The sequence below is a fragment of the Quyinboa sediminis genome, assembly GCF_042219855.1.
Classification (GTDB): Bacteria; Bacteroidota; Bacteroidia; order Bacteroidales; family UBA5342; genus JBHJHP01.
Genome location: NZ_JBHJHP010000007.1, coordinates 43,509 through 66,719, shown reverse-complemented (window position 1 = coordinate 66,719; position 23,211 = coordinate 43,509). Strand labels below are relative to the sequence as shown.

Annotated in this window: 13 protein-coding genes; 10 read left to right on the top strand and 3 right to left on the bottom strand. The window is 42.7% G+C overall.

Annotation, left to right across the window (positions count from 1 at the left end; genetic code table 11):
- The first annotated feature begins 23 nt into the window (after positions 1 to 23).
- From ACE1EF_RS15935 to ACE1EF_RS15890, 10 genes are all read left to right on the top strand, one after another.
- Positions 24 to 1,025, top strand: coding sequence for a PDDEXK nuclease domain-containing protein (locus ACE1EF_RS15935; protein ID WP_375721683.1), 1,002 nt, complete (start codon positions 24 to 26; stop codon positions 1,023 to 1,025).
- A 32-nt stretch (positions 1,026 to 1,057) separates the two neighbouring features.
- Positions 1,058 to 2,104 carry a uroporphyrinogen decarboxylase family protein gene (locus ACE1EF_RS15930; RefSeq protein ID WP_375721682.1) on the top strand — a complete coding sequence of 349 codons (1,047 nt, stop codon included), beginning with the start codon at positions 1,058 to 1,060 and terminating at the stop codon, positions 2,102 to 2,104.
- 58 nt (positions 2,105 to 2,162) lie between these two features.
- A complete protein-coding gene (locus tag ACE1EF_RS15925) occupies positions 2,163 to 2,486 on the top strand; it encodes an L-rhamnose mutarotase (protein WP_375721681.1) in 324 nt (107 codons plus the stop codon).
- A gap of 28 nt (positions 2,487 to 2,514) precedes the next feature.
- Positions 2,515 to 3,561, top strand: coding sequence for an L-rhamnose/proton symporter RhaT (locus tag ACE1EF_RS15920; RefSeq protein ID WP_375721680.1), 1,047 nt, complete (start codon positions 2,515 to 2,517; stop codon positions 3,559 to 3,561).
- 97 nt (positions 3,562 to 3,658) lie between these two features.
- Complete coding sequence (locus ACE1EF_RS15915) at positions 3,659 to 4,945, top strand: MFS transporter (protein WP_375721679.1); 1,287 nt, start codon at positions 3,659 to 3,661, stop codon at positions 4,943 to 4,945.
- A 99-nt stretch (positions 4,946 to 5,044) separates the two neighbouring features.
- Positions 5,045 to 7,759, top strand: coding sequence for a family 78 glycoside hydrolase catalytic domain (locus ACE1EF_RS15910; protein WP_375721678.1), 2,715 nt, complete (start codon positions 5,045 to 5,047; stop codon positions 7,757 to 7,759).
- Complete coding sequence (locus ACE1EF_RS15905; protein ID WP_375721677.1) at positions 7,756 to 9,792, top strand: aceric acid hydrolase; 2,037 nt, start codon at positions 7,756 to 7,758, stop codon at positions 9,790 to 9,792. Before ACE1EF_RS15910 ends, ACE1EF_RS15905 begins: the two co-directional genes overlap by 4 nt.
- A 215-nt stretch (positions 9,793 to 10,007) precedes the next feature.
- Complete coding sequence (locus tag ACE1EF_RS15900) at positions 10,008 to 13,511, top strand: malectin domain-containing carbohydrate-binding protein (protein ID WP_375721676.1); 3,504 nt, start codon at positions 10,008 to 10,010, stop codon at positions 13,509 to 13,511.
- Between the two features lie 110 nt (positions 13,512 to 13,621).
- Positions 13,622 to 16,342 carry an FN3 associated domain-containing protein gene (locus tag ACE1EF_RS15895; RefSeq protein WP_375721675.1) on the top strand — a complete coding sequence of 907 codons (2,721 nt, stop codon included), beginning with the start codon at positions 13,622 to 13,624 and terminating at the stop codon, positions 16,340 to 16,342.
- Between the two features lie 203 nt (positions 16,343 to 16,545).
- Positions 16,546 to 17,541 (top strand): LacI family DNA-binding transcriptional regulator, encoded by a 996-nt coding sequence (locus ACE1EF_RS15890; RefSeq protein WP_375721674.1) that lies wholly within the window; start codon positions 16,546 to 16,548, stop codon positions 17,539 to 17,541.
- Between the two features lie 47 nt (positions 17,542 to 17,588).
- Here the strand turns inward: ACE1EF_RS15890 and ACE1EF_RS15885 are convergent, their stop codons facing one another.
- Genes ACE1EF_RS15885 through ACE1EF_RS15875 form a run of 3 tightly spaced genes read right to left on the bottom strand, consistent with a single transcriptional unit; the run spans position 17,589 to position 23,197 of the window.
- Entirely contained in the window at positions 17,589 to 20,423 is a 2,835-nt protein-coding gene (locus tag ACE1EF_RS15885; protein ID WP_375721673.1) for a glycoside hydrolase family 95 protein, read from the bottom strand.
- Between the two features lie 10 nt (positions 20,424 to 20,433).
- Entirely contained in the window at positions 20,434 to 21,603 is a 1,170-nt protein-coding gene (locus tag ACE1EF_RS15880) for a glycoside hydrolase family 88/105 protein (RefSeq protein ID WP_375721672.1), read from the bottom strand.
- 16 nt (positions 21,604 to 21,619) lie between these two features.
- On the bottom strand, positions 21,620 to 23,197 hold the full coding sequence (locus ACE1EF_RS15875) for a glycoside hydrolase family 28 protein (protein ID WP_375721671.1): 1,578 nt from the start codon (positions 23,195 to 23,197) through the stop codon (positions 21,620 to 21,622).
- Positions 23,198 to 23,211 lie beyond the last annotated feature (14 nt).

Genomic DNA, 23,211 nt, shown 5'->3' with positions numbered 1-23,211 from the left:
AATGGTAAAATAAACACTAAAGAATGCCTGAACATAAAACAGAATATGATCAAATACTGGAAGAGTTGATTAATCTTGTAGAAAGAACAAAGATACAAGTTGTTAAACAGGCTAATAGTGCATTAAATATTTTATTCTGGCACATAGGTAAACGTATTTTGGATGAGGTTCTTCTTTATAAACGGGCTGTTTACGGTAAACAAATTGTCGATTCATTGTCGCGAGAATTGGTAAAAAGGTTTGGACGAAATTTTGAAGAGAAAAATTTACGGCGCATGATTCAATTTGCTGAAACATATCCCGATATTGAAAAAGTCGTTACATTGTCACGACAATTATCATGGTCTCATTTTCTCGTGCTCATACCGGTTAAAGAATCTGTTGCCAGAGAGTTTTACGGGAATCTGGTTTTTGAAAGAGCATTAAGTGTCAGAGAATTAAGAAAACAGATAGCAAAAAAAGCTTTTGAAAGAACTGAAAAAGCAGATATAAGATTGATTGAAAGTAATATTCAAAAGGGAATCTTTAAAGATCCATATTTGCTTGATTTTCTTGAACTAAAAAGGGGTTATCTGGAGAATGAGTTGGAGTCCGCAATTTTAAAGGAACTGGAATTATTTATTCTCGAGTTGGGATATGGTTTTTCATTTATTGAAAGACAAAAAAGAATGATTATTGATGGTGATGATTATTATCTGGATCTGCTTTTTTATCACCGTAAGTTAAAAAGATTGGTAGCTGTTGAATTAAAGATCGATAAGTTTAAGGCTAAATATAAAGGCCAGATGGAACTATATCTTAAGTGGCTTGATAAATATGAAAAGCATGAAGGAGAACAGTCACCCATTGGTCTGATATTATGTGCTGAAGCAAGTAATGAACAGATAGAATTACTTCAAATGCAAAAGGATGGTATTATGGTTGCTGAATATTGGACCGATTTACCTCCTAAAAAAATATTAGAAGCAAAATTACATAATGCCTTACAGGAAGCCAGAGAGCAACTGGAAAGGAATAAATTGTGACAACCTGATTTTATAAATAAATCACTACAGGAATGAAAATGACCCACAAAGATCGCTTTTATGCCACCATTAATTATCAGCCGGTGGATCGTCCTGCCTCATGGCTAGGTTTACCGGTTCCCGAAGCAGAAAAGGCGTTGACCGCTCACTTCGGCGTAAAAAGTGTGGATGAGATCCGTAAGATCATTGACGATGATATTTATCCGATAGAAGTTCCGTATAATTATGCGCCAGCCAACCATATTGCCTGTGCATTCAGGTTTGCCAAAGTGGACCATCTGGATAAACCGGATGAGCGAACCCTTACAGCGCCTGGTTTTTTTGAAGATTATACCGATCCGGCGGATGTGGATAAGTTCGACTGGCCGGATCCGGCAAGGTATCTTGATCGTGCAGAAGCACTGAGAAGAGCAAAGGCAGTGGATGATAAGTCGGTGCGGATGGGTGTGATGTGGAGTGCGCATTTTCAGGATGCCTGTTCGGCTTTCGGTATGGAACAGGCCTTAATGACCATGCTGATGAACCCGGAGATGTTTCAGGCTGTAATCGATAGAATTACGGAATTTTATCTGAAAGCCAACGAAATTTTTTATGAATCCACCAAAGGTCATCTGGATGCCGTATTGATCGGCAATGATTTTGGCAGTCAGACCGGTTTAATGGTTGATCCTGAATTATTGCGGGCTCATGTTTTTCAGGGCACCAAACAACTGATTGATCAGGCAAAAAGTTATGATCTGACTGTGATTCATCACTCCTGTGGTTCTGTGTTTCCGCTGATTGACGATTTTATTGAACTGGGGGTGGATGTGATCCATCCTATTCAGGCCCTGGCTGCAGATATGGATGCTTCAAATCTGAAAAAGCACCATTATGGGAAAGCGGCTTTTTGCGGTGGGGTGGATGCCCAGTATCTTTTGGTAAAAGGTGATGCTCAATCTGTGGCCGATAAGGTAGATGAGTTGAAGGAACTGTTTCCGACGGGACTGGTAATTTCGCCAAGCCATGAAGCTATTTTGCCCGATATACCGCCGGCAAATATTGAAGCGATGTTTAAAGCTATTAATAACGTAAAATAACAACATAGAAATTGAGATAATCTTGTGTCTTGTTTCTTATGTATTATGTCTCAAGATAATGAAAAGATTTGGACAAATGATCCGGCTCAAACCGGAAGGTGCTGTTGAATATATTCAACAACATGCTGATGTGTGGCCGGGAGTACTGGCGAAAATTAAGGAATGTAACCTCGTTAATTATTCCATTTTTTACAGGGATAATATCCTCTTTGCCTACTTTGAATATACCGGATCTGATTTTGATGCCGATATGGCAAAAATGGCTGATCACGAGGAGACACAGCGCTGGTGGGATGTGGTTAAACCATTGATGGAACCACTTGAGAACAGAAAACCGGGAGAATTCTGGAGCGATATGGAAGAGATTTTTCATCTGGATTAATAACTATCTTATAACTTATAATCTTACTATGATCCCCTCAAGTCCCATCATCGGAACCCTGTTACATGCTGTCGGCGGCGTATCAGCTTCGTCTTGCTATGTGCCGTATCAAAAGACCAGACAATGGTCATGGAGCACATTCTGGTTGGTTCAGGCCATGTTTGCCTGGATACTGATGCCACTTATAATTGGTGCCATTACAGTTCCTGATTTCTTTTACATCCTTGCTCATGCGCCGTCAAAAGCCATTTGGATGGCATTCATTCTTGGGGCGGTTTACGGTTTCGGAAGTATGTCGTTCGGTGTATCAATCCGATATATTGGTTATTCGCTGACCTATACCCTGGCTATTGGTATATCAGCAATTGTAGGGACTGTTTTGCCTTTGATAATATTTGGTGGTTTGACACAACATTTTCAGGCGCCCGGTGGTAACATCGTATTGTTTGGAATGATCGTTTCTGTGGTCGGTGTCGGACTTTGTGGATGGGCAGGTTTCAAAAGGGAACACGAGGTTAATCCAAAACAGGATGGTCTGAAAAGGTCGAATATGTTTATAGGTTTGATCCTTACCATCATTGCCGGTGTACTTTCAGGTGTGTTTAATATATCGCTTGAATTTGGACAGCCCATAGCCGATATGGCAGCAGAACATGGTGCCGGTCAGTTTGAAGGAAATGCCAAGATGATAGTTTCTACAGCCGGTTGTTGGGTTGTTAACATGGTTTGGTTCATGGTCGTCGCTGTAAAAAACAAAAGCCTGAAGGAGTTTTCTGTAAAAAGCGGTTTGCCCCGTAAGCTGATCTTCAAAAACTTCTCATGGTCAGCTTTGGCGGGCACAATGTGGTTTTTACAGTTTTTCTTTTACGGAATGGGGCATGTCAATATGGGCAAATTTCAGTATGCCAGCTGGGTGCTGCACATGTCAATGCTGATTTTTTTCAGTTACATCATTGGCGTCATCATGAAGGAATGGAAAAATGTATCAGGCAGAACCTATGCCTTACTGATTATGGCCCTGCTGATTTTGGTTTCATCTTTTGTGATCATAGCTTATGGTGGAATGCAGGAATAAGGTGAAGCTATAATTACAAGGTCAAAAGAAGAATTATAGAAACGAATTTTATAAGATATTAAATCATAAAGAATACCTCAACATTAATAAGTTTTATATGAAGGAACAGAAAAAAATGTCGGATACTGAGTTGAAAAAAGATCCGGATATGGATAAAATATCAAGGGAGCAATGGAAAGCTTCAGCGTTGGCAGGAATGGCTTCTTATCTTGATGCTGGTTCAATTGTGGCTTTAGGTGCCGGATTGTCATTGTTTCAATCGTACATGAATTTATCAAACAATGCTATCGGCTTGCTGGCTGCTATCGGTCCGAATGCAGTAGGATGTGCAGTTGGCGCATTTATTGGCGGTAGACTTGGAGATAAACTGGGGCGCAAACGGATCTACCAGATAGATCTTCTGGTGTATGCTTTTGGAATTTTACTGATTGCTTTTGCATTGAATCCGGTCATGTTGTTTGCAGGAACCTTTATTATTGGTGTGGCAGTAGGTGCCGATGTTCCAACATCTCTGGCTTATGTGGGAGAAGCTGCGCCGGATAAAGCCCGTGGAAAATTGCTTGGTTTTACCCAGGTGGCCTGGAGTTTTGGTCCGGTTGTTGTACTCTGGATGGCCATGTTCCTGGCGCATCTGGACATTCTCGGAATTCGCATTGTTTTCCTTCATCTTTTTGTGGTAGCTATGGTGACCTGGTACCTGCGTCGTAGTCTGGCTGAATCTTCCAGATGGAAAGTTGCGGCTACAACGGCAAAAGTTAATTTAAGGACCCTTTTTTCCGGTTCCAACTTAAAAGGATTGGTATACACCGCTGTAATTTATTTATTCTGGAACCTGGCAGCAGGGACAGCAGGAATTTTTAATCCATATATCATTAAAACCTTGAATGCCGGTAGTCAGGCAATGAGTGTGGGCTTGTCGAGTGCAGGTTTTATTATATTTATTATTGTGACCCTGATTGTTTTTATGCCACACTCGGACAGGAACTTTAAAACACGAAGAACCATTTGGGCAGTAGGAGCCATTATGCAGGTAGTTGCCTATGGAATGCTACTGTTTTTGCCGTTTACCATACCGGTTATAATTGCAAATATTCTGATGTTTTCTTCAGGTGCAGCTTTAGCAGGTGAAGCATTTTACAAAGTGTTCAGTCAGGAACTGTTTCCAACCATTTTCAGGGGTACTGCCCAGGGGCTAACGTTTGGAATAAGCCGGACGTTGCTTGGTGTATGGAGCTTCTTTGTTCCGGCTTTGGCAAATGTAGGGATAGAACCGGTAGCCGGCTTACTCACGTTCTTTCTGATCATCAGTGGTGCGGTTGGCTTCTTTTTTATGCCGGACACCTCAGGTAAATCACTGGAACAGATTGCAAAGGAACGGGCCTGATGGGTATTCCTGGAATATAATTGAATTAAAGCAACAGGTGAATAAAAAAGTAAACGAAATCTGCGAAAATCTGCGTCATTAGCGGGAAACAAAAATAGTATGTTAAGAATTACAGATTTAAAAACAGAATATAAAACGAACCCGGTTGGATTAAAACCATGTCAACCGAGGTTAAGTTGGATGATCTCTGATGATCGGACGAATGTAGTTCAGGCAGCTTACAGAATTCTCTGTGCATCATCTGAATCAGATTTGAGAAATGAACATGACCTGATCTGGGATTCCGGTAAGGTTGAATCGGAACAGTCTGTGCAAGTGGTATACGGCGGAGAGGAGCTTACATCAGGACAAAGGGTATACTGGGAAGTGAAAGCCTGGAGCAACTATGGCGATGAATCAGCTTGGAGTGAAACGGCTTTCTTTGAAATGGGGCTATTTGACTTGTCTGACTGGAAAGCACAATGGATAGAACCTTGCATCAAGGAAGATTCATCAGACTCAACACCTTCTCCCTTTTTAAGAAAGGAATTCAGTACGGATAAAAATATCACTAAAGCAACAGCCTATATCACTGCCCATGGTTTATATGAGTTGCACATGAATGGTCGTAAAGTCAGTGAGGACCTGTTCACTCCCGGCTGGACCAGTTATAACCACCGTTTACAGTATCAGGTGTACGATGTGACCCGGGATATTCAGGCAGGTGCTAATGCTATCGGTGTAATTCTTGGTGATGGCTGGTATCGTGGTTATCTGGTCTGGCAGGGCAACAAAAACCTGTATGGCGATAAACTGGCTTTGTTATGTCAGATAATAGTGCAATACGATGATGGATCAGAGGAGTGGATCATAACGGATGAGTCATGGCAATCATCCACCGGACCAATTCTGAAATCCGATATTTACAACGGTGAGACCTACGATGCCCGTCTGGAAATGGAGAACTGGAATAAGGCAGGATTTGATGCGTCCGACTGGGGTTCAGTCCTCATAAAAAACTATGGCTTTGATAAGCTCGTGGCGTCTGAAGGTGTTCCTGTAAAAATAACAGAAACACTGAAACCGGTCACGAAATTTGTCACACCCAAGGGTGAACTGGTGTTCGACATGGGCCAGAACATGGTGGGCTGGGTCCGGTTCAGACTGAAAGGCGAAAAAGGACAAATAATCACCTTGAACCATGCCGAAGTTCTGGATCAGGACGGCAATGTGTACCTCGATAATCTCAGGTCTGCCAGAGCTGAAGATGTCTATATTTTTAAAGGCAACGGCATTGAAGAGTATGAACCACGATTTACATTTCACGGTTTTCGCTATGTACGTGTTTCAGACTACGATGGGGAAATTTCGTTGGATGACATTGATGGCCGGGTTATGCATTCGGATATGGCTCAGACCGGAACCTTTGAATGTGGTGAATCCCTGATTAACAGGTTGCAGCAGAATATTGACTGGGGTTTACGCGGGAATTTTCTGGATGTACCGACCGATTGTCCGCAACGCGATGAACGTTTGGGATGGACCGGAGATGCTCAGGTATTTGCACCAACCGCATGCTTTAACCGCGATACAGCTGCTTTTTACACCAAATGGATGAAGGATTTTATTCCGGACCAGAAGGCGGATGGGAGTGTGCCATGGGTGGTACCTAACGTCATTGAAAACGGAGCCGGAACAGGATGGTCTGATGGGTTTGGTGCGACCGGCTGGGCCGATGCGGTAGTTGTAATTCCCTGGACGGTTTACCGGAAATTTGGCGATAAACGTATTCTGGAGGAACAGTATGCTTCCATGAAAGGATGGGAAGAGTACATGATTCGTGAATCGGGTGAAGATCTGATATTTAATGCAGGTTTTCATTTTGGCGACTGGTTGTCGTTTGCTGAATATTATTCTTTGTTTTACAATGCACCGGATTACGGTTATGCAGGGGCACATACGGATAAAGATCTGATTGCGACAGCCTATTTTTATTACACAACCGGTTTGATGCAGAAGATTGCAGGTTTACTGGGGAAAGTTGATGATGAACAACGTTATGCAACGTTGCGCCCAAAAATTAAGGATGCTTTCAATACTGAGTTTCTGACGAAAACCGGCAGGCTGACATCCAATACACAGACGGCTTATGCGTTGGCTCTGGCTTTTGGTTTGGTTCCGGATGAGTTGAAAGTACATGCAGCCAAACGGCTGGTGGCCGATGTTAACCATTTTGGTCATTTAACAACCGGTTTTCTGGGAACACCCTTGCTGTGCCAGGCCCTGACAGAAAGCGGTTATCCTGATATTGCCTATAAATTACTCTTTAACAAAAAATATCCGTCATGGCTCTATCCGGTAACGCAGGGAGCAACCACCATTTGGGAACGCTGGGACGGAATTAAGCCGGATGGCTCCTTTCAGACTGTGGGAATGAATTCGTTTAACCATTATGCTTACGGGGCTGTTGGTGACTGGTTGTACTCCTATGTGGCCGGCATAACACAGGATGAGGAAACACCGGGTTATAAAAAGATTATAATAAAACCTTATCCCACAAAGGAACTTGGTTTTGCAAAAGCAAAACTTCAGTCCATGTACGGAGTAATCCGATCGGAATGGAAATATGAATCGGAAAAGCTGTTGCTTGAAATTGAGATTCCGCCAAATACTACGGCAGAGATTCATTTGCCTGTTTCAGAATCAGAAGAAATATATTCAGCGGGGAAACCGTTATCTCAGAACAGTGAATATTCAGTAATCGGGTACGACGGGAACCGGACGCTTGTTCAGGTTGGTTCGGGCGTGTATAAATTTGAAATTCGGAGGAAATGAGACATTTAAAACATATCATACCAGTGTTGCTTTTGATGGTGGCAATACAACTGGGAGCGCAGGAGAAAAGCCTGGTAAATACCTCAGAAAGTCCGTATGCCAGAATGGCTCCGCTTGACATTTCAGATGTGACATGGACAGATGGGTTTTGGGCAGACCGGTTTAAGGTTTGCGAAGAGAGCATGGTACCGCATATGATGGCAATGTACATGAATGATTCCATCAGCCACGGCTTTGCTAATTTTGAAATTGCAGCAGGGTTGAAAAAAGGAGAACATGTGGGGCCACCATTTCATGACGGGGATTTTTACAAAATTCTGGAAGGCCTGATCATGGTTTATGCCATGGATCCTACAGAGAAAGTGGATCATGAACTGGATTCCATCATCACCATCATCGGAGAAACGCAGCGACCGGATGGTTACATTCACACGCCGGTTGTTATTGAACAGCTGAAGGAAAAAGGAGCAAAGAATGAATTTGCTGAACGACTTGATTTCGAGACTTATAATATGGGACACCTGATGACCGCTGCCTGTCTGCATTACAGAGTAACGGGTAAAACCAATTTACTGGATATTGCCATAAAGGCGACTGATTTTTTGTATAATTTCTATCAGAGGAATAAACAGGAACTGGCTTTAAATGCCATTTGTCCTTCTCATTATATGGGTGTAACGGAAATGTACCGAACAACGGGTGACCCGAAATACCTGGAACTGGCCAAAGGATTGATTGACATCCGGAGCATGGTGGAAGACGGACATGACCATAATCAGGACAGGATTCCGTTTCGTGAGCAAACCAAAGCAGTGGGCCATGCCGTCCGGGCCAATTATTTGTATGCAGGTGTAGCTGATGTATATACCGAAACCGGTGACACAACATTGATGCATGCACTGGATGCCATCTGGAACGATCTGGTTGAAACCAAATTGTATGTTACCGGTGCATGTGGTGCATTGTACGATGGTGTTTCGCCAAATGGTACAAGCTATGATCCGTCTGAAATTCAGCAGGTGCATCAGGCATACGGCCAGGATTACCAGTTACCGAATATGACGGCTCATAATGAATCGTGTGCCAACATAGGAAACCTGCTGTGGAACTGGCGCATGTTGCTGGCATCCGGTAATGCGAAATATGCTGATATTATGGAGGAGGTCATGTATAACAGTCTGCTGGCAGGCGTAAGCCTTGATGGGAAACGGTATTTTTACACCAATCCACTGGAAGTATCACAGGATCTGCCCTATAAACTGCGCTGGTCAAAGGACCGGGAGGAATATATCAGTTACTGCAACTGTTGTCCACCCAATACCATTCGTACGGTGGCTGAGATCAGTAATTATATGTACAGCATATCAGATGATGGCTTGTGGATTAACTTCTATGGGGGCAATGAACTACATAAGAAATTGGGTAAAAAGCAGGTTCTGGAAATTGATCAGGTAACAGATTATCCATGGAACGGAGATGTAACGCTAAACATTAGAAACGCTCCTAAAGGTCAGTTTCCTGTTCATGTAAGAATCCCGGGTTGGTGCGATAAGGCAACCATAAAAGTTAATGGTGAATCTTTGGAGAAAGAAATCATAAGTGGTACATATGTCAGTATTGACCGAAAATGGAAAAAGGGAGATAAAATTGAACTCACTTTCCCCATGGAAGTCGATTTGATTGCTGCCAATCCACTGGTGGAGGAAAACCGGAATCAGATAGCTGTAAAACGTGGACCAGTAGTGTATTGTCTGGAATCTATGGATTTACCAAAAGACGTAAATTTGTTTCAGGTTGGTATTCCGGTTAAAAACGATCTGAAGCCCGAAATGATTGAAATAGATGGGGCGAAGATCATGGCTTTGCAGGGAGACGGTGTATTGATAAACGATAGAAAGTGGGATCAAAACAATCTTTACAGGAAGGTGAAAGCAGTTGAAGAAAAGAAAGTGCCATTGAAACTGATTCCGTATTATGCCTGGGATAACCGGGGAGTAGGCGATATGTCGGTTTGGTTGCCGGTAGTATACTAAGATAAGGGCCAGGATATAGAATACAAGTTGTCCTCCTTTTTCAAAAGGAGGTGTCCGTCAATTGACGGACGGAGGATTTAGTTTTAATAAAGCTTGATGGTATTTAGTTTGTAGCGATTAGCGCTAATAGATTTGAGGTAAAAGCAAATCATGGCTTCAATTCTATATCTACAGTTGATAATTAGACAGAATACAAAAGCGGAAAAATAAAAATTATGCAATACCTGAAAACGTTTATATTACCGGTTCTACTCATTTTTATTCTGGCATCGTGCGGTAAAAAGAACCCGGTCCGGCATGAAATTTCACTGAATACTAACTGGCAAACCATTGCCAATGATACTAATATTCATGCTTACGATGGATTTGAGGCTGCCGGTTTTGAAACAGATCGTTGGATCAGGGTTGATGTTCCACACAACTGGGATGATTACGGAGGATACCGTCGTTTGATGCATGGCAACCGCCATGGATATGCCTGGTACCGAAAAACATTTACTGTAGAACATAAAAAAGACAAACAGTATTTCCTTTTCTTTGAGGGAGTTGGGTCATATGCATCTGTTTGGTTAAATGGTGTTTTCGTGGGATATCATGCCGGCGGACGAACCACATTCACCCTTGATGTAACGGATCATGTCCGTTTTGATGGTGAAAATATTCTGGCGGTTCGTGCTGATCATCCGGCAGATATACGCGATCTGCCCTGGGTTTGCGGAGGCTGTAGCCCTGAATGGGGATTTTCTGAAGGCTCACAACCCATGGGGATTTTCAGGCCGGTTTCCTTAATTATTACTGATCCGGTTCGAATTGAACCATTCGGAGTGCATATATGGAACGATACAACCATTTCAGAAGATCTGGCAAAACTGAGTCTGACAACCGAAATAAAGAATTACGGTGATAAAGAGGAACGAATAGAATTGAGATCACTCCTGCTTGACGAAGATGGCAGAGAAATCAAACGGGACATCAAGTCTGTTTTACTGAAACCGGGAGTACCTGATACTGTAACACAGTATTTTGTGAATATAGATCATCCAAAATTATGGTCCATTGATGATCCGTATCTCTATACCATTCAAAGCAGTGTCATTATCAACGGAAAGGTTGTGGATGAGATAAATACACCTTATGGCATTCACTGGACTAAGTGGGATATCAAGGGTGATAATCCTACAAATCGTTTTTACCTGAATGGTAAACCTGTATTCATCAACGGAACCGCAGAATATGAGCATATGATGGGGCAAAGTCATGCGTTTTCAAAGCAACAGATCCTGTCCCGGGTAGATCAGATCAGGGATGCCGGTTTTAATGCGTTTCGTGATGCACATCAGCCACATAACCTAAGATACCAGAGCCAGTGGGACAGCTTGGGCATATTATGGTGGCCTCAGATGAGTGCTCATATCTGGTATAATGAGCCGGGTTTTAAAGAAAACTTCAGGACGCTATTGCGTGACTGGGTGAAAGAACGCCGCAACAGTCCGAGCATTATTTTATGGGGATTGCAGAACGAATGTACCATGAGTCCGGAATTTACAAGGGAATGCACCGATATTATTCGTGAAATGGATCCTGGAGCATCAACGCAACGCCTGGTGACAACCTGTAACGGAGGAACCGGAACAGACTGGGATGTGATCCAAAACTGGTCAGGTACCTACGGTGGTGATCCCGATAATTATGACAAGGAACTATCAGAACAACTGTTGAATGGCGAATATGGTGCATGGCGAAGCATTGACTGGCATTCAGAAGGTGGTTTTGATGCACGGGGACCATTGACAGAAGACCGGATGTGGCAACTGATGGAATCGAAAATCCGGCTGGGAGAAGCAGCTTCGGACAGGGCTTGCGGTCAGTTCCACTGGTTGTTTAACTCACACGATAATCCGGGACGTACACAAGCTGGTGAGGGTTACCGTGATATTGACAGGGTAGGTCCGGTAAATTATAAGGGATCCTTTACTATCTGGGGAGAACCGCTCGATGTGTACTATATGTACAGAGCGAATTATGCACCTGAAGAAACTGACCCGATGGTTTACATTGTATCCCATACATGGCCGAACCGTTGGGAAAAACCAGGCATTAAAGATGGCATCAATGTGTTCTCTAACTGTGATGAGGTTGAACTATTTAACGGGGTCAGAAAAAATTCACTGGGTAAAAAGAGAAAAGGGCCGGTTGGAACCCATTTTACCTGGAATAATGTCAATATTCGGACCAATGTGTTATACGCAGTTGCTTATGTGGATGGGAAAGAAGTGGCATCAGACGTTGTAATACTGAACCTGTTGCCGGTAGATCCGGATTTGCAAAAGCTTTCAGGTGATACGCAACCCCTGACGGATCAGGGTAAAAATTACCTCTATCGTGTTAATTGTGGCGGACCTGATTATATAGATCAGGAAGGTAGTCTGTGGATGGCTGATGTACATAAAGACTCTACTGGCTGGGGCTCGGTTTCATGGACGGATAATTATGATAATCTTCCGGCTTTTTATGGCAGTCAGCGGCAGACATGGGATCCAATCCAGGGCACCAGTGATTGGGATTTAATCCGGACATTCAGATACGGACGTCACAGACTGGCATACGAATTTCCGGTGGATGATGGTAGCTACCGGGTGGATCTGTTTTTTGTGGAGCCCTGGTACGGCACCGGTGGTGGACTGGAATGCGAGAATTGGCGACTGTTCGACGTTGCCATTAATGATGAGGTGATGATTAAAGACCTGGATATCTGGAAAGAGTCTGGTCATGACAGGTTATTGAAAAAAACGTTGCAGGTTCATGTAGCAGGTGAGTTACTGAAGATATCATTTCCCGAAGTTAAATCGGCTCAGGCCTTAATTTCAGCGATAGCTATTTCTACTGATGACAAGGACGTAAAACCGGCACCGTCGTCAATGCGTTTGATAACAATTGAAAATGGTACAGATTGGAGATCAAATACCTGGATGAATATAGGAGACAGGGTATATTCAGATCGCGGTGTAAAGTTTGTTTCGTTGCCGTCGGTACTTTATAGTGCAGAATGGGTTCAGACTCCGGTTCATCCTGATACAAAAGGCAGCATCAGGTTCAGGGAGGATGCGGACCTGTACATTGGGTTCAGACAAGACGTTCAATGGCCTGAATGGCTTGGTGATTTTCGAAAATTGAAAGATACCATCCGGACCTCACTGAATGGAGGAACAACATATAGTGTTTACAGAAAACGCATTTTGAAAGAATCAAGCGTTGCATTGCCATCGTCCGGTTCTGAAGAAATGTACATTATTGCTGCACTTCCGGTGACTAACCTGGATGTGCCCATCGATCGACGCCCAACAGTGAAGTATGAAGCTGAAGAAGCCTCGAAGGGAGGGAAAACGGTTAATACCGTAATTCTTGATGAACCCTGCACACTGGTTCCCGGAAAAAATGATTTGATTGAATGGCGGTTCTCAGTTGGCCTGGCTTCTAAATATGGGTTGCAGTTCAGATACATGAATAAAGGGAAAGAAGATGTGCCGGTAGAAGCAGAAATTCGGGCCGCAGACGGTCGCTTAATCTGGAAGGGAGAATATGTCTTCCCCGTCGCTGATGTGAAATGGAGAGGTATGCGAACCGATACACAAACCACGATAAACGCAGGAACCTATACACTTCGTCTTAAAGCTTTAAAGCAGGGACCCCTTTATTTTGATTACCTTAGGGTTCAGTGATGGAAGGCTCTAAATGGTATGAAAACGTTTTCATATTATGATAAATGATTATCTTTGTCATAAATGAAACGGTAATTGCTGATTGACAGGATTTTATTGGTGACTTTAATATGAAAAAATATCTCTACGTGGAAGGCGGACTTTGGTCGTCTTTGTTTCTGGCAATATTTCTGATATCCGGTTTTGGTTTAAATGCACAATCCGGTGTCATTATTTCCGAGTTTATGGCGGTCAATGATAATACACTTGCTGATGAGGATGGTGACTATTCCGACTGGATAGAACTGTATAATGTAGGAGAAACTGCGGTAAGCCTTACCGGTTGGTATTTAACCGATAAAGCCGATAACCTGACCAAGTGGAAATTCCCTGTGATTACGATACAACCCGATGAATATCTCGTAGTCTTCGCATCAGAAAAGGATAAAACAGATCCGGCAGGAACACTGCATACCAATTTTAAACTCTCCGGATCGGGTGAGTTTTTAGCATTGGTGAAATCGGATGGAACAAGTATTGCATTTTCCTATGGTGAATTATATCCCGGACAACGTTCTGATGTATCGTATGGCATATATCTGGGGCAGCAAACCTTTTTCAAGGATCCGACTCCCGGTAGTGTAAACGTATTGACAGATCAGGTTCTGGCACCTGAATTCAGCGTAAAACGCGGGTTTTATGATGCCCCCTTTGAGGTTGAGCTTACTGTTGCAGATGATGCCCTACAGATTTATTATTCAACAGACGGAACACGGCCAAATAAAAATGATGGAACATTATATACAGATCCTATTCAGATTACCACAACAACACCTTTGAGTGCTGTAACCGTGAATAGTGAAAATGTAATCAGTGATGTGATCACCAACACCTATTTTTTTATAAGTGATATTGTGAAGCAACCGGCTCAGCCTGTTGGATATCCGGATCACTGGGGGCCTATGAAGTTCTCTTCGGATTTTGCTCCATCGGATTATGAAATGGATCCGGAAATTTGTGAGTCATCCGGATACAAGGATTTAATGGACGATGCCTTGTTGGATATTCCTACAATAAGTATTGTTACCAATACCCGGTATATTTTCGGTCTGGCTACCACCGTTTTTGATCATGATAAGGATGGTATTTATATGTACACCGGAAATACAAGCCTGGGAAGTATAGGTATTGATTGGGAACGTCCTGCATCTGTGGAATTTATTGACCCGAAAACGGGGCAGGAGTTCCAGATTAATTGCGGTTTGCATTTGCACGGTGGCAATAGCAGAGTTCCGGAAAACAGTCCCAAACATAGCTTTCGGATTGCCTTCAGAAGTTCTTATGGTCCTTCCAAACTGAACTTTCGTGTTTTTGATGAAGGATCAGCCACAAATGAATTTAACAACCTGGTTTTCAGAGCAGGGTACAACTATTCATGGCTGAAAAACAATCCGGCGCAACGGTTGAATGCGCAATATTTGCAGGATCCTTTTGCGAAAAATATTCAGCTTGAGATGAATCAGGAGGCTGCTCACGAGCGGTTTGCTCACCTTTATATTAATGGACTGTATTGGGGACTTTACAATATTTCAGAAAAAATTAATAATGACTTCATGGAGGCTTATCTGGGTGGAAAAGAGGAAGATTATGATGTCGTGAAGGACCATAATGGAGTAGTAGATGGCAGCCGTTCCGTATTTAACCAGCTGATGAGTTTGGCTGGATCCGGTTTTGGATCAGATGCAAACTATCAGAAGCTGATGGATGATGAACTTCTGGATCTGAAAAACTTTACGGATTACATGCTCATGAATTATTACATTGGCAATGGTGACTGGGATGGTAATAACTGGCTGGCGGGCAGGAGTAAGGTCAATCCTAAAAAAGGATTCCGGTTTTTCGCCTGGGATGCAGAAACATCAATGACCGATGTAAGCACCAATAAAGTGACGATGGTGGACGGAGAACCCACAAAACTTTTTGATGCGCTTAAAAAAAATGATGAGTTTAAATTGTTGGTGGCTGACAGAATTCATAAGTATTTTTTCAATGGAGGCGCATTGACACCGGAAGCCACTGCTGCAACATATAAAAAACTCACGGATGAAATAGACCTGGCGATTATTGGAGAATCAGCCCGCTGGGGAGATTACCGTAAAGATGTTCAACCCTCTGATAATGCACGAATATTGTACACAAGAGATGACCACTGGCTGGTCAAAAAGAACGAATTTGTGAACGATTATTTCCCGGATCGTTCAACTATTGTATTTAATCAACTGAGAAATGCCGGTTTATATCCCGGTGTTGCTGCACCAGATTTTAATTATTACGACGGGACTTATAATGAAGCAATTGACCTGGAAATGACAGCTCCTTCCGGGAGTATTTACTATACTACGGATGATTCAGATCCAAGGGAAGCCTATACCGGAAATATCGCTGCCACTGCAAAGCTTTACAACAGCAGTGTTCTTGTAAACAGTAAACAGACCGTAAGGGCAAGAGTCAAATCGGGGAATACGTGGTCAGCCTTAACGAAAGCAGATTACAAATTTGATGGTTCAACAGCGACTGCGCATGTTTCTTTTAATGCCATCGAAGATGCCGGAGCATTTCCTAATCCATTCAGGGATCGTACAAGCATTTTTTACAATCTGACCTCTTCTGGAAATGTGTCAGTTCGGATCTTTAGTCTGGATGGCAGAGAAATTGACAATATTTTCAACGGCGTACAATCACCGGGTCTGCATAAAATAAACTGGACAGCTCCGTCTGATAAAAATGGGGTATTTATTTTCAGGATCACCACAGAAAATGGAAGCTTCACGGGCAAAATTGTGAGAGAATAATCATTTAATACTTAGACCATATTATTTTTTCATTAAAAAATGGATTTTTATCCGGATTCATCATGCATTTATATTGAAATCGTTTACATTTGTTGATTGCAATTAAGTGTTGATTACTATTAATTTTAATGTAAAAAAGTGCACTATTTTCATAAATGATTATAGTCTAAGCTTTATTTTTGGAAAAATTTTAAACTCGTTTTATGTCCAGTCTGAGTGATGTTGCCAAAAGAGCAGGTGTATCCATTGCAACTGTATCACGTGTAATCAACAACGGTACCAATGTGAATGAAGTAACTAGAGCAAAGGTACATAAGGCCATTAAGGATCTCAGGTATCAACCCAGCAGGGTGGCCAAACGATTGCGTTCAAAAAGCGTTTCCAGTAATCTTATCGGCGTGCTTATTCCCGATATACAAAACCCGTTTTACGTTGATGTATTACGGGGCATCGAGGATGTAACGTATGAAAATAACTATGCTTTAATCATGTGTAATTTTCAGCAGGATGAGAAAAAGGAGAAGCTTTATCTGGACATATTACAATCAGAATCTGTGGATGGATTAATTGCCGCTCCGGCACATGAAAATGATGCCAAAGTGATTAATCTGGTGAAAGAGGGTCTGCCTATTGTTTGTTTCGACCGTGGCTTGCAGGGTGTGGATGTGGACGTGGTTTTGGTTAACAACAGGGATGGTGCCTATAAAGCAGTAGATCACCTGGCAAAATCAGGTTACAGGCGCATTGCTCATATTTCAGGCCTGGCCCAGTTACCTTCAACACAACTTCGGGACAAAGGTTATCGTGAAGCTTTGGCAGACAACGATATAGCATTCGATCCGGATCTTATAAGAAGAGGGGACTCCAAACATGACAGTGGTGTTTTGTTATGCGAAGAACTCATGAGTTTGCCAAATCCTCCGGATGCCATATTTACAGGCAATAACCTGATTACACTTGGGGCACTTGAAACCATTCATAAAAGAGGACTAAAAGTTCCGGAGGATGTTGCCATTATCGGATTTGACGACATGTACTGGTCCATATCACTGAATCCTCCTCTAACGGCTGTCTACCAGCCAGCCTATGAAATCGGAAGACGGTGCGGGGAGTTGTTGATTCAGCGTATTAAAGATCCCAAACGCCCTACCATACAGATGATCCTGAATACACAACTCATGATCAGGAGTTCGTGTTAGGTGGTACTTTAATTGGTTTATGACACGGATTAACTTAAGTGTTGTCTTTACCACGCATCAAACCAATACATTTTACCTTTTTCAGTTTCCTGTTCAATCAGCTTACTCCCGTATTTAATTCGCAGGGTTTTACCTGCTGTGGATGTCACTTCAACATGATCCAGGGTACCATTATGCCATGAAATATTGAGCAGAAAACCATCACGTGCCCGTAGTCCGTTGATGTCACCATGTTTCCATTCTGCAGGCAGTGCAGGTAAGACCTGAATATAGCCCTGGTGACTCTGCATCAGCATTTCCACGATGCCTGCAGCACCACCAAAGTTGCCGTCAATCTGAAAGGGTGGATGTGCATCAAAAAGGTTTGGATACGAACCACCGGAAGATTCCCTTTCCGGATCAGTAGCTGAACTCAGTAACATTTGGATCATTTTGTAGGCATGTTCGCCATCCATAAACCGTGCCCAGAAGTTTATTTTCCAGGCCAGGCTCCAGCCTGTTCCGTCATCACCGCGGTAGATAAGAGATTGTTTGGCAGCTTCCATAAGTTCCGGAGTCTCATCCATCGTAAACTCTTTGCCGGGATATACGCCCCACAGATGTGAAACATGGCGGTGATGGTCGCTAGTGTCATCTATATCTTCCATCCATTCCTGCAACTGACCATACTTTCCGATTTTATATGGATAAATACGGATCAGCCTATCCTGAAGAACTTGCGCAAAATCATGATCCGTATCAAGAATATCAGTACACTGAATGGCAATTTTAAAGAGGGAGCGAATAATTTCATGATCCATAGTCGGCCCGGCCACCAGACCTCCATGTTCAGGCGAGTTGGAAGGTGTGCTGATAAGGTATCCGGATTTCGGATCATTAATCAGAAAATCCACAAAAAACTGTGACGCGCTTTTTATAAGTGGCCAGGCTTCCTCGCGTAGAAATACAGTGTCCTGTGCGTATCTGTAATGTTCCCACAGATGATGGCACAGCCATGCGCCACCGGTCACCCAGATGCCGTGGTTGGGATTATTGATCGGTGCTGTTCCCCGCCATTGATCTGTGTTATGATGCAAAACCCATCCTCCTGCGCCATAGTGATGTTCGGCTGTTTTGCTGCCTTTAACGGCAACCTCATTAATCAGCTTAAACAGTGAGTTATGGCACTCTGCTATGTTGAGCGGCTCTGTAGGCCAGAAATTCATTTCGCAATTGATGTTCGTCGTATATTTGCTGCCCCATGCCGGATACATCTTGTCATTCCAGATGCCCTGCAGATTTGGTGGATTGGTTCCTTCCCTTCCTGAAGATAACATCAGGTACCGGGCATATTGTACATAGGTGGCAGCAAGGTCATCGTCGGGTTCGTTTTTAACCATAATGATGCGTTCATCCGTTGGCATTAGTCTTTTTTCCTCACCACCAAGATTGATGGAAAACCGGTCAAAGAGTGGTTTAAAGTCTTTCAGATGAGATGTTCTGATGGTTTCATAATCCTTGTCAGAAACAGAATTCAGATAAGCATTACATGATGCAATCGGATCAGCGGAAATGTCGTTATACGTTATATAGTTTGTTGCAGCTACCAATTTCAATACTGCTTCGTCAGCATTTTCAACCACAATTCCACTATCACTGACAAGAGCCTGACCACCGGAAGTTGAGACCTGTAAATAAGCTGTTCCTTTCATGTCACCATCTTCCACTTTAAGATCCAGACCAAGTGTATTGTCATTGACGTTGTATATCCTGCGAATTTCATGCGGTGTGCTAAAAGTGGCGTTAAAGCTGATCATCCCCTTTTTATCCGCACTGAACCTCATGCCAATCACGTCGTCAGGGTGGCTGGCCAGATATTCGCGTTTATATTTTACATTATCAACAGTATATGAAACTCCGGTCAATGCATTGTTCAGATCGAGGTAGCGGTTGAATCCGGAATAATTTTCATGTCCCGGGAATGTGATCATTACATCACCAAAAGGCTGATAATCGGCTTCATATTGTGGATAGAAAGGTGGCTTTGTGTCGATAACCCTGTATTTCCAGTCGCCTTCAATAAAAATATAATCTTCCTTTGCACTTTTAGGTAAAAGATACATTTTTTTGGGTCTGTTTCTTACGGCATTAAAACCTCCTGTTGATACATAGTTGTTAATGAGAACCGCTATTACATTTTTTCCGGGATGAACCAGCCGGCCCGGAATGGTGTACGTGCGGTTGGTATTGTATTCATCAGTCGTTCCGACCAGTTCACCGTTTATCCAGGTATAATCCTGATCTTTTACATGACCCAGGTTTATGATAACATCCTTTCCTTTCCATGATGCCGGAATATTCACCGTTTTACGAAAAAGTACAGCTCCGTTCATATCAGGAAGCCCCTTTCTCTCCCAGACGCTTTTGTATTCGATAAACATGACTGGCCAGCTCTGGTCATTAAAATCAGGTGTTATTGCCGCTTTTACTTTTTTAAGTTTAAGCAGGCTGTCGGCCCATATTTTTTTCTTTACAGGAAATTCTTCCTCATAAGCCATTCTACCCATGAATGTTTTGCCGGCCAGGGTTTCCGCTTCAGCCTGTTTACCTTCAAAAAGTAATTGTCGGATGTCATTCAGATATTTATAAGCATTCTCCCTGTAATACTGTCTTGGAGCGCAATCCCATAATGTTTCCTCATTAAACTGTAGGTGTTCAGTTTCAGGTATGCCGTAAACCATAGCACCTAAGCGGCCGTTACCGATCGGGAGTGCTTCCTCCCATATTACGGCAGGTTTATTGTACCACAGTTTAATCGTATCCGGTGCCGTCCCTGAGTTGCAGGCCTGTAACATAACGATTAATATGAGAATAACAGAATAGGAAATATAATAGCGCTTCATAACCTATGTATTAGCGATTCAGCTCAACAGCGGCAAGAATAAATGGCCCTACACCTTTGCAGTCATTTTTAACAATCGTTTCTGTTGTGTAGTATTCATAGCTGCCATCACGATACGGATTTCCTCCCAAACCGCAACTGCCACATATATTCACCATGCTTATCAGTCCGTCATCATCGGTAATTATAAAGGTCTTTACCATGTCATCGAAAGCATCATTTGCGATATCATGGTATTTTTTGTCCAGGTAGCCTTTATTTGTTCCTTTGGCAAAGGCATAAATGTACATGGCTGTACCTGATCCTTCCAGGTAATTACCTTGCCTGTTGCCCTGATCCAGCACCTGCCACCAGACACCACTTTCAGGATCACGTACTTTAACAAGGGCATCTGCTGTTTCCTGTAGGATGGTGATGATTGAATCTCTTTTTGGATGATCCTGAGGAAGGTAGTCCAGCACATCCACTATAGCCATCATGTACCAGCCCATGGCGCGGCTCCAGAAATGAGGAGAATGGCCGGTTTCAGGATCTGCCCATTTTTGTTCCCGACTCTCGTCCCAGGCATGATAGAGTAAACCGGTTTTCGGATCAACCGTTTTTTCATGAGCCAGTATAATTTCGTGTGCAGCCACATCAAACCATCTTGGATCATCAAAATCCCTTGCGTATTCAGTAAGGAAAGGCATTCCCATATAAACGCCATCCAGCCAGATCTGCCAGGGATACCGTTTTTTATGCCAGAATCCACCCGATTTCGTTTTTGGGTGGTTTTCCATCTGTTCGATGAACTGAGGCAAAGCCTTTTTGTATTTTGGTGTGCTGTCCCGTTCATACAGAATCAGAAGATTACGGGCAGGGTTTATCAGGTCAATATTGTATTTATCCATTTCGTACCGTTTTACGGTTCCGTCATCTTCCACCATAGCATCCATATAATCTGCCATATATGCGGAATATTTAGGATCAATATTTCCCAGTTTATCAATGGCCATTCCCAGCAAAGCCACATCATAGGACCATCCCATGCGGGTTCTCCCGTTATACAATCCAAGTGTGTCGTTCCGTTCCATTACGGCGTCAGCCATTTTCTGACTCCACTTAATATCATCTGCGTTTTTCTTTGGTGTATTACATCCAAAAAGCAACACTAAAAGGGCGAAAAGCAGTGTTTGCTTCATAACAAAATTTTTTGTTTTAATCATTAAGTTTTACGTTATCAGTTTTTATAATTTTAGTTTTAACATTCGCAAAGTTGTTTTGATCCGAATAAATTGCTTTTGTATGCTCTCCTGCCAGTTTCAGAAACAGATCTGTTTCTTTTGTCTGGAAGCAATTGTAAATAAATGCATTCTGAACATTGACCAGTTCTATAACAGCAACGCCTATTTCAGGGGTGTCAGTTCTGACGCCTTCAATTATGAGGTTTTCTGAATCTTTGGCATAAATGGGAGATCCTTTACGGGTATCTATTTTTACATTGTGAAATTCAATATCCGATGCATCTTCCAAAGTAAAGCCGACCTTACTATCCAGTTGAATATCGTTAAACGTAATATTACTTATTTTCATTTCATCCAACCCTAAAAGAAATCCGGCCTGATATGCATTGCCAGTCAGATTGCTGAAATGAATATTCCTAAAAACGGGCGTTCGTTCTGATACCGGTTCAGGCTCAGTTTTGGAATAGAACATATTTAATTTAATAGCTTCTTTACGGATATCTTTCATAATAATATTGCTCACCCGAATATCCTCTACTACACCGCCACGTCCCCTTGTAGATTTAATCCGGATTCCACGATCCGTACCTTCAAAAACACAATTGGAAATCGTTACTTTTTTCACGTCGCCTGACATTTCGCTGCCAATAACCACACCACCATGCCCTCTGAGCATGGTGCAGTTGGCGATGGTAATATTTTCACAGGGAGCAGCCATGTTGCGTCCGGCCCCGTCCTTTCCTGATTTTATGGTAATGCAGTCATCCCCAACAGAAATATGGCAGTTCGAGATGTGAACATAGCGGCACGACTCCGGATTAATCCCGTCTGTATTTGGCGACTCGGGATTATTAATGGTTACATTTGTAACGGTTACGTTTTCGCAGAATTCAGGGTTAATGGTCCAGAAAGGTGAATTGGTTATGGTAATACCTTCAATTCTGACATTTTTACAATACATAGGCTGAATAAAAGGAGGCCGTAAAAATCCCCGTTCAACCATTCCGGGCTGGTCCGGTAAGATGATAGCTTTGTTTTGCTTCGCAAATTCTTTCTGCCATTTGGATTTAAAATCTTTTGGCTGTGAGTAGAGCCAATGGTGATAGTCCCACCACTTTTTACCCTGTCCGTCAATTCTTCCTCTTCCGGTTATGGTTATATTGGAATCCCGAAATGCGTAAAACAGGGGTGAAAAATTCATCACATCCGTTCCTTCCCATCTGGACTGAACCATAGGCAGATAATCATCGAAGTCGTCAGAAAAGGTTAAAACAGCACCGGCATCCAGAAAAATTGTGATGTTACTCTTTAATACAATGGGACCTGTAAGATACTTTCCGGCCGGAAAGAAGATGGTTCCGCCACCTTTCTCAGAAGCACTGCCAATAGCCTTTGCAATGGCTTTTGTTGCTTTGGTTTGTCCGTCACTGACTGCGCCGAAAGATGTTACGTCATAGAATCCATTCGCAGCTAACATAGTACTGCCGAAAAACAGAATAGCAATCAGGATTATATATGTCCTGATAGGTGTATGATGCATGGTCTTGTTCATAATAATTGTTTTGT

Bases quoted from the DNA above. Each gene is read 5' to 3' on its own strand.
- ACE1EF_RS15935 (WP_375721683.1), top strand. From the start codon at position 24: ATGCCTGAACATAAAACAGAATATGATCAAATACTGGAAGAGTTGATT.
- ACE1EF_RS15930 (WP_375721682.1), top strand. From the start codon at position 1,058: ATGAAAATGACCCACAAAGATCGCTTTTATGCCACCATTAATTATCAG.
- ACE1EF_RS15925 (WP_375721681.1), top strand. From the start codon at position 2,163: ATGAAAAGATTTGGACAAATGATCCGGCTCAAACCGGAAGGTGCTGTT.
- ACE1EF_RS15920 (WP_375721680.1), top strand. From the start codon at position 2,515: ATGATCCCCTCAAGTCCCATCATCGGAACCCTGTTACATGCTGTCGGC.
- ACE1EF_RS15915 (WP_375721679.1), top strand. From the start codon at position 3,659: ATGAAGGAACAGAAAAAAATGTCGGATACTGAGTTGAAAAAAGATCCG.
- ACE1EF_RS15910 (WP_375721678.1), top strand. From the start codon at position 5,045: ATGTTAAGAATTACAGATTTAAAAACAGAATATAAAACGAACCCGGTT.
- ACE1EF_RS15905 (WP_375721677.1), top strand. From the start codon at position 7,756: ATGAGACATTTAAAACATATCATACCAGTGTTGCTTTTGATGGTGGCA.
- ACE1EF_RS15900 (WP_375721676.1), top strand. From the start codon at position 10,008: ATGCAATACCTGAAAACGTTTATATTACCGGTTCTACTCATTTTTATT.
- ACE1EF_RS15895 (WP_375721675.1), top strand. From the start codon at position 13,622: ATGAAAAAATATCTCTACGTGGAAGGCGGACTTTGGTCGTCTTTGTTT.
- ACE1EF_RS15890 (WP_375721674.1), top strand. From the start codon at position 16,546: ATGTCCAGTCTGAGTGATGTTGCCAAAAGAGCAGGTGTATCCATTGCA.
- ACE1EF_RS15885 (WP_375721673.1), bottom strand. From the start codon at position 20,423: ATGAAGCGCTATTATATTTCCTATTCTGTTATTCTCATATTAATCGTT.
- ACE1EF_RS15880 (WP_375721672.1), bottom strand. From the start codon at position 21,603: ATGAAGCAAACACTGCTTTTCGCCCTTTTAGTGTTGCTTTTTGGATGT.
- ACE1EF_RS15875 (WP_375721671.1), bottom strand. From the start codon at position 23,197: ATGAACAAGACCATGCATCATACACCTATCAGGACATATATAATCCTG.